Source organism: Marinomonas spartinae, from assembly GCF_016461715.1.
Taxonomy (GTDB): Bacteria; Pseudomonadota; Gammaproteobacteria; order Pseudomonadales; family Marinomonadaceae; genus Marinomonas; species Marinomonas spartinae_A.
Window position 1 is genome coordinate 131,947 of record NZ_JAEMUI010000013.1, and the last position, 10,731, is coordinate 142,677.

The 10,731-nt window shown below is 43.6% G+C and carries 11 protein-coding genes; 8 read left to right on the forward strand and 3 right to left on the reverse strand.

The window, feature by feature from the left end; genetic code table 11:
- Positions 1 to 26: 26 nt before the first annotated feature.
- Positions 27 to 950, reverse strand: a complete 924-nt coding sequence (gene hemC, locus JHD45_RS13315; RefSeq protein WP_199477000.1) for a hydroxymethylbilane synthase — start codon at positions 948 to 950, stop codon at positions 27 to 29.
- A gap of 166 nt (positions 951 to 1,116) precedes the next feature.
- On the opposite strand from hemC, the gene argH reads away from it, so the two are divergent.
- On the forward strand, positions 1,117 to 2,517 hold the full coding sequence (argH, locus tag JHD45_RS13320) for an argininosuccinate lyase (protein WP_199477001.1): 1,401 nt from the start codon (positions 1,117 to 1,119) through the stop codon (positions 2,515 to 2,517).
- 86 nt (positions 2,518 to 2,603) lie between these two features.
- On the opposite strand, the gene JHD45_RS13325 is transcribed toward argH, so the two are convergent.
- The gene (locus JHD45_RS13325) at positions 2,604 to 3,500 is read right to left on the reverse strand and encodes a hypothetical protein (RefSeq protein ID WP_199477002.1); all 897 of its coding nucleotides are present in this window, start codon (positions 3,498 to 3,500) and stop codon (positions 2,604 to 2,606) included.
- 204 nt (positions 3,501 to 3,704) lie between these two features.
- On the opposite strand from JHD45_RS13325, the gene lptM reads away from it, so the two are divergent.
- The 6 genes from lptM (at position 3,705) to trxA (ending at position 7,743) form a co-directional block, all read left to right on the forward strand.
- On the forward strand, positions 3,705 to 3,827 hold the full coding sequence (gene lptM, locus JHD45_RS13330) for an LPS translocon maturation chaperone LptM (protein ID WP_199477003.1): 123 nt from the start codon (positions 3,705 to 3,707) through the stop codon (positions 3,825 to 3,827).
- A gap of 10 nt (positions 3,828 to 3,837) precedes the next feature.
- Positions 3,838 to 5,091 carry a diaminopimelate decarboxylase gene (gene lysA, locus JHD45_RS13335; protein ID WP_199477004.1) on the forward strand — a complete coding sequence of 418 codons (1,254 nt, stop codon included), beginning with the start codon at positions 3,838 to 3,840 and terminating at the stop codon, positions 5,089 to 5,091.
- 10 nt (positions 5,092 to 5,101) lie between these two features.
- On the forward strand, positions 5,102 to 5,932 hold the full coding sequence (dapF, locus tag JHD45_RS13340; RefSeq protein WP_199477005.1) for a diaminopimelate epimerase: 831 nt from the start codon (positions 5,102 to 5,104) through the stop codon (positions 5,930 to 5,932).
- A gap of 7 nt (positions 5,933 to 5,939) precedes the next feature.
- Positions 5,940 to 6,605 (forward strand): DUF484 family protein, encoded by a 666-nt coding sequence (locus JHD45_RS13345; protein ID WP_199477006.1) that lies wholly within the window; start codon positions 5,940 to 5,942, stop codon positions 6,603 to 6,605.
- The gene (locus JHD45_RS13350) at positions 6,602 to 7,315 is read left to right on the forward strand and encodes an HAD family hydrolase (RefSeq protein ID WP_199477007.1); all 714 of its coding nucleotides are present in this window, start codon (positions 6,602 to 6,604) and stop codon (positions 7,313 to 7,315) included. Before JHD45_RS13345 ends, JHD45_RS13350 begins: the two co-directional genes overlap by 4 nt.
- Before the next feature lie 101 nt (positions 7,316 to 7,416).
- Positions 7,417 to 7,743 (forward strand): thioredoxin TrxA, encoded by a 327-nt coding sequence (gene trxA / locus JHD45_RS13355; RefSeq protein ID WP_199477008.1) that lies wholly within the window; start codon positions 7,417 to 7,419, stop codon positions 7,741 to 7,743.
- A gap of 85 nt (positions 7,744 to 7,828) precedes the next feature.
- Here the strand turns inward: trxA and JHD45_RS13360 are convergent, their stop codons facing one another.
- Complete coding sequence (locus JHD45_RS13360; RefSeq protein WP_199477009.1) at positions 7,829 to 9,136, reverse strand: peptidoglycan DD-metalloendopeptidase family protein; 1,308 nt, start codon at positions 9,134 to 9,136, stop codon at positions 7,829 to 7,831.
- Positions 9,137 to 9,292: 156 nt separating this feature from the next.
- Between JHD45_RS13360 and tyrS the strand changes: the two genes are divergently transcribed.
- Complete coding sequence (gene tyrS / locus JHD45_RS13365; RefSeq protein WP_199477010.1) at positions 9,293 to 10,597, forward strand: tyrosine--tRNA ligase; 1,305 nt, start codon at positions 9,293 to 9,295, stop codon at positions 10,595 to 10,597.
- Positions 10,598 to 10,731: the final 134 nt, after the last annotated feature.

Below are 10,731 nucleotides of genomic sequence, written 5' to 3' on the forward strand. Positions count from 1 at the left end.
CCTTCCGTTAACTGCATATTGTCATGTTATTGATAAATAGCGGCCAAAATAGCGTCAGCGCCTTTTGTTAGCAAGTCTTCGGCAACTGCAACACCTAATGCTTTCGCGTTGTCTTTATGGCCAGTGGTTTGGCTTTCAATCATGGTTTTTCCATCAGGGCTACCAACAAGGCCGCGGATAAAAAGGTCATCTCCTGATAAGGTCGCATAGCAGGCAATCGGTGCTTGGCAGCCACCATTGAGCCGTTCATTAACCGCGCGCTCCGCGGTCACACGGATGGCCGTATCATTGTGTTGTAGGGGGGTTAAGAGTTCAATGGTATCAATATCATCGGAACGACATTCAATTCCCATCGCACCTTGACCACCAGCAGGCAAGCTGATTTCCACAGGAATGCGCAAGCGAATACGATCTTGCATGTTTAAGCGAATGAGACCAGCGGTTGCTAATATTATGGCATCATATTCGCCTTCATCCATTTTCCGTAAGCGAGTGTTCACATTACCACGTAGGTCTTTGATAATCAGGTCAGGACGGTTCATGCGAAGCTGACAAGAGCGACGCAAGCTAGATGTACCTATGACGCTACCAGCAGGAAGGTCATCAATGGTAGCAAAATGGTTGGACACAAAAGCATCGGTTGGATCTTCTCGCTCGCAAATTACCGCTAAGCCTAACCCTTCTGGGAAAGCCATGGGTACATCTTTCATTGAGTGCACTGCGATGTCAGCTCGTCCGTCCATTAGAGCGTTTTCCAGTTCTTTTACGAACAGGCCTTTGCCGCCGATTTTCGATAAAGGTGAATCTAAGATTTGATCTCCTTTCGTTGTCATGCCTAGCAACTCAACGCGTAGCGTCGGGTATAACGACTCCAATTGAGCTTTCACCTTGTTGGCTTGCCAAAGGGCTAACTGACTTTCTCGAGTGGCAATCACTATCTTATCTTTCACGCTATCTCCTAGTTAAATGTGGGCAGAAGAAATGGGCTATCTGCTTTGAGATCAATGCTGCTAATCATACTCGTTAACGTCGAGAGCGTCATCTTTCTATACTTTATAAGTCGTGACGCTTAAGGTACTCTGTGCGTCTGTTTGAATTTGTGTGGGAACCAACTGAATGACTGATACTAATAAAACCACAAACCAGCAATGGGGTGGTCGTTTTTCTGAGCCTGTGGATGCGTTTGTGGCGCGTTTTACTGCGTCTGTTGAATTTGATCAGCGTATGGCAAAGCAGGATATTCAAGGATCGATAGCGCATGGCAAAATGCTTGCCAGTGTGGGGGTTTTGACCGAAGAAGAGCGAGATCAGATTATTCAAGGTCTGACAGAAATCGAGGAAGAGATCGCTCGTGGTGAGTTTGCATGGTCAGTTGAGCTGGAAGATGTACATATGAACATCGAGGCACGGCTGACACAAAAAATTGGTATTACTGGAAAAAAACTGCATACCGGACGCTCCCGTAATGATCAGGTAGCCACCGACATTCGCCTCTACTTGCGTGACGAAGTAGATTTTTTATTGGAAGAAGTTACCCGTTTGCAACAAGGTATTTTGAGCTTGGCCGAAAAAGAGGCGAATACCATTATGCCAGGTTTTACTCACTTGCAAACGGCTCAGCCAGTCACCTTTGGTCACCACCTTATGGCCTGGTACGAAATGGCACAGCGTGACTACGAACGTCTTGTTGATTGTCGTAAGCGGATTAATATCTTACCTCTTGGGGCGGCGGCGCTTGCTGGAACGACTTATCCGATTGATCGAAATATGACCGCTGAATTACTCGGTTTTGAGCGCCCGACTTATAACTCTCTTGATTCTGTTAGTGATCGTGATTTTGCCATTGAGTTTACCTCGACGGCTTCTATCATCATGATGCATTTGTCTCGTTGGGCGGAAGAAATGGTGATGTGGGCCTCAGCTCAATTTAACTTTATCTTCTTGCCAGATCGTTTTTGTACTGGTTCATCCATCATGCCTCAGAAAAAGAACCCTGATGTACCAGAATTAGTACGAGGAAAAACAGGTCGTGTCTATGGGCATTTAATGGGCTTGCTGACTTTGATGAAATCTCAATGTTTGGCCTATAACAAAGACAATCAGGAGGACAAAGAGCCATTGTTTGACACTGTTGATACATTAAAAGGTTCATTACGTGCCTTCGCGGATATGATTCCTGCGATTGAATCTCGTCAGGAAAATATGTACGAAGCAGCGCGCCGTGGTTTCTCTACCGCGACGGATTTAGCGGATTACTTAGTTCGTCAAGGTGTGGCTTTCCGTGATGCTCACGAAGTGGTGGGCAAAGCTGTTGGATATGGTGTGAAAGAGGGCAAAGATCTTTCAGAAATGACACTAGAAGAATTGCAGGCCTTTGGGAGCATGATCAAAGACGATGTTTTTGATGTCTTAACGTTAGAAGGTTCTGTAGCGGCTCGCGATCATATTGGCGGAACGGCACCTGCTCAAGTACTGAAAGCAGTTGAGCGAGCAAAGTCGGATCTTGCGCTGCGATAACTTTTTAAGCTTACAAGGGCTATAAAATAAAAAGCCAGCAGTTTTATTTTACTTCGGACTGCTGGTTTGTCTTATAAAAATCGCTTTTACTTAGGCTGCTGTTCTAGGTTAAAGGGTGAATCTGGCCCTAATAGCTCGTTTGTTAAAATGCTAGGGGATATGTTTAACTCAAAATGAAACAGTTTTGATTTGATGCCGCAACCATCAAAGACAATCGCCCAGCCCTTTTTCGAACCATCAGTAGCGTCTTCTTTTGGCATTCGCCAGCATACCCCTTTAATATTGACATATCGTGTGCCGTCGGCGTCTTCTGTGATGGGATAGTTTGTGTTGTCGCTTTTATCTACACCTTTTAAATATTCTTGTTGAGCGGCTTTTGATTCCGCTATTTTTTGTCGTAGTTCTTTTGAAAAGATTTTACTGGTCGCTTGTATATCTGCATCGGGTGATAATGATATTTTGGAGATGTCCAGCAACTCAGGTTTGTCGATGAGGTTTTCTGTTTGTTGGCTTGTTAATAAGTGAGTATCTAAGCCATGGCGATTACCTGCGGGTACGGAAAGGCCATTACGCTTTACTGTACCAAACTGGCTATCCTGCTTATTCTTCTTCTGGATGCTATCAGAGGGGGAAGTACTTTGGAAAAACTCCGCACCTTGTTTTGTTGTTGAGTCTGCTGCTTTTGCTGGATCTGTCCTTGGGGTGATATGACGTTCTGGATCCGTGGCGTTAGAAGATTGTTCAGATGTCTTTATGTCTAAAGCTGACGTTTGCTCTTGTTTATTGGTTGAGGTTTGTGCTTGCTCTTCTGGCTTGAGCAAAGACACCTCTAACGTTTTTTTTGACGTTAAAGCTGAAGGCTTCAATAAGTCCAACCAGTTTTGGTCTTTGCTTGCAAACAAAATAAGACCATGGATGGCGATGGCGCAGAATAAGGCTATCAGCCAAGATTTTTTGATGCTGCTGCTTCTGTGTATGGGCATATGGTTGTTTGAAAGCTGGAAATAAGCTTCTCTATCTAGTCCTTGTTGCTGTATCTCTATAGCTGGGTGTCAATATAGCAGATTCAAGTCCATAAGTTATTTGTCATCTTCGTAAAGAATATTGTTTTAAATGTATGCTTAGGGTTGGGAAACGAGATGGCTACCAGTATACTGTTGAAATCAAAAACTAAAGAGATAAAGACGATGTTTAAATGGTTTTCTGTGCTTATCTTAGCTGTGTTTCTCAGTGCTTGTGGTAATAAAGGCCCCCTTTATCTACCAACTAGTGGGACAGCGACCCAGCAAGAATCGTCTTCGACTAATTGAGGATTCCCCTTTGGACTTTTTTAATTATAACAATGGCCTATTGCAAGCAGAGAATGTTGCATTAACGCAAATTGCAGAACAATTTGGCACCCCTTGCTACGTGTATTCCCGTGCAACCTTTGAGCGGCACTATAACGCCTACGCTGAAGCTTTTGCTTCACATCCTACGTTGATCTGCTATGCAGTAAAAGCCTGTTCGAATATTGCTATTTTGAATGTGTTGGCTCGCCTTGGTTCTGGATTTGATATCGTCTCGATTGGTGAATTAGAGCGAGTCTTGAAGGCGGGAGGTGACCCCTCTAAAGTCATGTTTTCGGGTTTAGGTAAGCAAGCCCATGAGATGAAGCGGGCTTTAGAGGTTGGTATCCACTGTTTTAATGTGGAGTCCGAAGCAGAGCTTTACCGCCTTAATGATGTGGCTGGTGAAATGGGCAAAGTGGCTCCGGTTTCGTTGCGTGTAAACCCCGATGTGGACGCGAAAACCCACCCGTATATTTCTACGGGCCTAAAAGAAAACAAGTTTGGTATCGATATTCAAGATGCCGTACGCATTTATAAAATTGCCCATAAGCTACCCAATTTGAATGTAATGGGTGTGGATTGCCACATCGGTTCACAGTTAACAGAACTGACACCTTTCTTGGACACATTTGACCGTCTGATTGGACTGGTGGACGAGTTGGCGGAAGCGGGTATCACTATTAAACATTTGGATCTAGGTGGTGGCCTGGGTGTTCGTTATCGCGATGAAGTGCCGCCTGAGCCTGCGGAATACGCGAAGCTGATTCTTGAAAAAGTGAAAGATAGACCTGTCACGCTTGCTTTTGAACCAGGTCGCTCTATTGCGGCTAATGCTGGTATTTTATTGACTAAAGTCGAATTTCTTAAGTGTACACCTCATAAGAACTTTGCAGTGATTGATGGTGCAATGAATGATTTGATTCGCCCCTCTCTCTACGGTGCGTGGATGAATATTGTTCCCGTTTCTCTGGCACCGACTCCAGAGGGTGTACGTACTTATGACTTGGTTGGTCCTGTGTGTGAAACCGGAGACTTTCTAGGTAAAGATCGAGAGTTGGACATTCAAGCAGGTGATTTACTGGCTGTGCGTTCTGCTGGTGCCTATGGATTTACTATGTCATCGAATTACAACAGCCGCAGCCGTGCCGCAGAAGTGATGGTGGATGGGGACAACGCTCACTTGATTCGTGTTCGAGAAACAATAGAGCATCAATTGGCCGGCGAGCAAGTATTGCCCGACTAAGGAGTACGCTGTGTTGTTAAAATTTACCAAGATGCATGGGCTTGGAAATGACTTTGTTGTGGTGGATGCAGTTTCCAGAAAAGTATTTTTTAATAAGCAACAAATTCAGCGTTTAGGTGATCGTAACCGAGGGATTGGTTTTGATCAGCTATTGATCGTTGAGCCACCTACTCATCCTGATATGGATTTCCGTTATCGTATCTTTAATGCGGATGGATCTGAGGTTGAGCATTGTGGTAACGGTGCTCGTTGCTTTGCCAAGTTTGTTTTGGACCGCGAGCTGACGAACAAGCGCATTATCAATGTGGAAACCAAGCGAGGCCATATTCAGCTACGTGTAGAGGAGGCAGGCTTGGTGACGGTTGATATGGGAGCGCCAAGTTTTGACCCTAAAGATTTGCCTTTCACTGCTGAAAAGCAACTAGGTTTATATACGATTGAGGCGAGGGGCGAGTTCCATCAAATAACGCCAGTGTCCGTCGGTAATCCGCATGCCGTTTTAAGAGTGGATGCTTTATCTGATGAGTTGGTATCGACAGTTGGGCCGATATTAGAGTCTCATGAGCGCTTTGAAAATCGGGTTAATGTTGGCTTTATGCAAGTCATTAACTCTGAAGAGATTGCTTTACGAGTCTATGAACGTGGTGCTGGTGAGACTCAGGCCTGTGGAACGGGGGCTTGTGCAGCGGTTGTGGCTGGAATCAAACAAGGCTGGTTGGCTCCAAGAGTCACGGCGCATTTGCGCGGTGGTGATTTACACATCGAATGGCAAGGCGAGGGCTGTCCTATTTTAATGACAGGCCCTGCTGAGAAAGTGTTTGAAGGGCAAATTTATCTATAGAGGAAATATGAAAGAAGAGGATGTCGTTCAGTACCTATCAAAGTCGCCGGATTTTTTTGTTAAAAATCCTGATCTATTGGAGAGTTTAACGCTTCCTCATCCGGTGCGTGGTAATGTTATTTCATTACTTGAGTACCAAGTTTCATTGCTTAGAAAAACGACGGCGAGTTATCGCCAAGAGTTTGAACGCTTGGTTGAGGTGGCTCGGCAAAATGAAGCGATTATGCAAAAAACCCGTCGCCTTATTTTGGCTGGGGTAGCCTGTTCCTCATTGGATGACTTGGTCATTGTGATTGATGATATGGTGAGGGAGGAGTTCGATGCATCTCACCATGCTTTGTTATTATTCGATACTAACCGAGGATCGTCGATCCGATATTGTTCCGAAGAAGAGAGAAATAAACACCTTAATGGTTTGCCTAGTTTAAAAAGAAGCTCTTGTGTGTTGTTAGACAAAACAGCAATACAGTTTTTATTTCCTGAAACCCATCGTCTTATCCTCTCGACGGCATTGGTTCCTATTCTTGGCTCCCAAGAAAATGAAAAGGACTGCATTGGTATATTGGTTTTGGGATCTCAGTCCCCCTATACGTTTTCTAAGGAAAAAGAGACACTCTTTTTGCAATATCTTACTGAGATGTTAAGTGGGATTTTTCAGAGGTTAATCGAATGAAAAAGTTAGTGGCCTTTGATTTAGACAATACTTTATGGGATGTTGATCCTGTGATTGTGCGTGCTGAATACGCTATGGAGTCTTGGTTTAATGAGCGATTTCCTGGCTTTATGTCGCTTTTTACGGCCTCGAATCGTTTGGACATTCGTAATGCTCTAATCGCACAAACACCTTCTCTAGGGCTTAATGTCACATTATTACGCTATGAAACCTATAAGCAAGCACTTAAACAATTTGGATTGTCGAGCGAAGAGTCTGCCATCGTTGCAGAGTCGGCGATGATGGTTTTTTCTGAGTGGCGACAAAAAGTCGATCTATACCCGCATGTAAAAAATGTTTTAGAAGTACTTCGCCAGGATTATCAATTAGTTGCTATTAGTAACGGAAATGCGGATGTATATCATCCTTATATTGGATTGGCATCGTATTTTGATTTTGCGATCCGAGCGGATCAAATAGGTGCGGCTAAGCCTGACCCAATACTTTTTGAAATAGCCTTGAAAAAAGCAGAAGTTGACTATACTCAGATGGTTCATATTGGCGATCATCCTGTTGATGATGTTTCTGGGGCAGCAGCGGCAGGAGTAAAAGCGATTTGGTTTAATCGCCATGGTGCTCGGCGCTGGGATGAATCCTGGGGCGTGCGAGCAGATGCAGAAGTTCATTCGTTGCTTGAATTACCGGATGTGATTAGGTCTTTATTACAATAGTGCTTTTCTATTGTCTTATTAGAAGTAACTCATGTTTACGCTAGGTGTTTAGTGTTATACTAAGCTCATTCATTAGTTAAAACTGATTTTAAGGAATTACCATGGGTGACAATACTATCCAAATTACAGACGCTCAGTTCGAAGAAGAAGTGCTGAAGTCTGACCTGCCTGTCGTTGTTGATTTTTGGGCTCCTTGGTGTGGACCTTGCAAAATGATCGCGCCAGTCCTTGAAGACATTGCTGCGGAATACGAAGGCAAACTAAAAGTTGTTAAGTTGAACGTCGATGAGAATACAGAAACGGCACCTAAATACAATGTTCGTGGTATCCCAACTTTGCTAGTTGTTAAAGGCGGTGAAGTGGTTGGTACGAAAGTGGGTGCAGTCTCTAAAACACAACTTACAGACTTTATCAACGGTGCTATCTAATCTGAAGTGATGGATTGGATAACATTTTGAATATAAAAAAGCAGTCATCTATGGCTGCTTTTTTTGTTTGGCTTGTCCTGTTCTTTTAATCCTCTAGTAAAGCTAATTGCTCAGAAAAAGCTGGGGAATGAGAACTTGCTAATGTAGCGACCATCTTCTGAGCATAAGGTAGGTAGCGTTTCAAATCTGATTTTGGCATTGGGTCATCATTGGGAAGTTTTACTGTTACTGGATTTTTGTGGACACCATTGATGCGAAACTCGTAGTGAAGGTGAGGTCCCGTTGCCCAGCCTGTCTGTCCAACATAAGCAATGATATTACCTTGCTTAGTATATTTTCCGCGTTTTATGTTTCTTGCGAAGCCCTTCAAATGGGCATAAAGCGTTTGGTAACCTTTTCCATGATCAATAATGACGACGTTTCCATAGCCTCGTTGTTTTCCTGCAAACGCAATACGTCCATCTCCCGCTGCTTTGACTGGCGTACCGCTCGAAGCTGCATAGTCCACGCCACGATGAGGGCGACTGGTTTTAAAAATAGGATGGAGTCTATTCGGATTAAAAACAGATGATATTCGAGTAAAATCGACAGGGGTCCTTAAAAAGGCTTTTCGCATGGCCAAACCGTCAGGGGTATAGTAGTGGACTCCCTTTTTAGATTGATAGCGAATGGCCTGATAAACGCGTCCATTGTTGATAAACTGTGCGGCCAAAATGTTACCATGACCAATGCGCTGACCATCCAATAACTTGTCTTCATAGAGAATGCTAAAGCGGTCTCCTTTGCGAAGATCCAATGCAAAGTCAATGTCCCAACCAAAAATGTTCGCCATATTAATAAGTAAGGACTCGTCGATATCTGCCAGCATACCATCAACAAATAAAGAGTCGTTAATAGTGGCTTCTTTATAAGTGTGAATAATATCTGGAGTTTTAGTTACTGTATGTCGATGAAAGGTGTCGTTGTCTCGTTCAAACTGTACACTCTCCAATTGATTTTGAATGAGAGTGAGTTGGCGAAGCTGTCCTGATTTTGGGTCTATTTGGAAGGTGAGTTGCTGGCCTGGACGCATTCTCATCAAGTCCCCATCTTTTTTATCCGCTAGAGAGACTTTATAGATATCCTGAGCAGAGATTTTGTATTTCGAGAGTAAGGTAGAAAGCGAATCTCCACTTGCGATTTTAACTTTATGTAGGGATGGACTGATCGTAGTGGTTGTGCTGTTTAGAGAATTGACGTCTGTTTCATAGGATAGACTGTTTTTAGCTTGTTTATTGGCTGTCTGAGAAGAGGTGTCCGAGGGCGAAAGGGGCTGTGGTTTCGCTTCGATGGAAAGTGTTTGGTTGCTTTGCTTTTTCTTTTCTGGAAAGGCGACCAGCAGTATGATGATCATTGTGCTTATAACCGCAATCAGAAAAATATGTTTCGATGGTAGTATATTGGCCAAAATGAATATCCAAAAATCTTTATTAAACCCTTATAATCCTACCAATATTACTTTTATAATTGAAAGCTTTATCAAAATTAACTTTAGGAAATGGATCTAAAAATGACAGTAAGCAGTAATGATCTTTTAACAGACTTGCAAGCTCGTGGGCTGATCGCCCAAATGACAGCCGAAGAAGAGCTGAAATCTCATATAGCTGGTGGAAGTCGTACGCTTTATTGTGGTTTTGATCCAACGGCTGATAGCTTGCATCTTGGTCATCTTGTTCCTTTGTTGGTGCTAAAGCGCTTTCAAGATGCTGGACATAATCCCATAGCGCTTGTCGGTGGGGCAACTGGTCTGATCGGCGACCCAAGTTTCAAAGCCGCAGAGCGTCAACTGAACACGGCGGATGTTGTGGCAAGTTGGGCTGAGAAAATTCGTAGCCAAGTGAGTCAGTTTATCAAGTTTGATGGAGTGCCAAACCCTGCCCGTGTGGTGAACAATTTGGACTGGGCGGGGCAAATGAATGTATTGGATTTTTTGCGTGATATTGGTAAGCACTTCTCCGTAAATGCCATGATCAACAAAGAATCTGTTCAGCAGCGCCTGAATCGTGAGGGCTCCGGTATTTCCTTTACTGAATTCTCTTACGCTTTGCTACAGGGTATGGACTTTTCCGAGTTGAATCGTGCATACAATTGTACCATTCAAGTAGGTGGTAGTGATCAATGGGGGAACATCGTTGGAGGCATCGATTTATCTCGTCGTCAAAACCAAACACAAGTATTTGGTATGACTGTACCGCTCGTAACAAAAGCAGACGGCACAAAATTTGGTAAAACTGAATCGGGTGCCATTTGGCTTGATCCAACTAAAACAAGTCAATACGCTTTCTACCAATTCTGGATGAATACAGCGGATGCAGACGTTTATAAATTCCTCAAGTTCTTTACCTTCTTAAGCCTTGAGGAAATCGATGCCATTGAAAAAACAGACCAAGAAAGTGCGGGTAAACCGCAAGCACAAGCAGTTTTAGCGCGTGAAGCGACTCGCCTTGTACATGGTGAAGAGGGGTTACAAGCGGCAGAGCGTATCACTCAAGCGCTGTTTAGTGGTGAAGCTGATCAACTAAGTGAACAAGATTTAGCGCAAATTCAGCTAGACGGTTTGCCAAGCAGCTCCTTAGTGGGTATTGATCTTGCGGAAACCCCGCTAACAACGCTGATGGCGGACGCTGGTTTGGCCGCAAGTGGTAAACAAGTAAAAGATGCCTTGCAACGCAACTCTGTGTTTGTAAATGGCGTGTCGAAAGGTATGGAAGATAATATGAGTGCGGCAGACATCTTTGCTGCTGATAATGGCTACTACAATAAATACTTCCTTGTGAAATTGGGTAAGAAGAAGCATCACTTATTTGTTCTTTAATCTAACCTACCGGAAGATTGATAAAAAAAGGCGCTTGTGCGTCTTTTTTTGTTTGATAAATAGCCAATTCTGGAGTTTTTTCTCTATCAAAAAGTCAGTTTGATGACAAAACACAATTAATTGCTAGAAAAGAT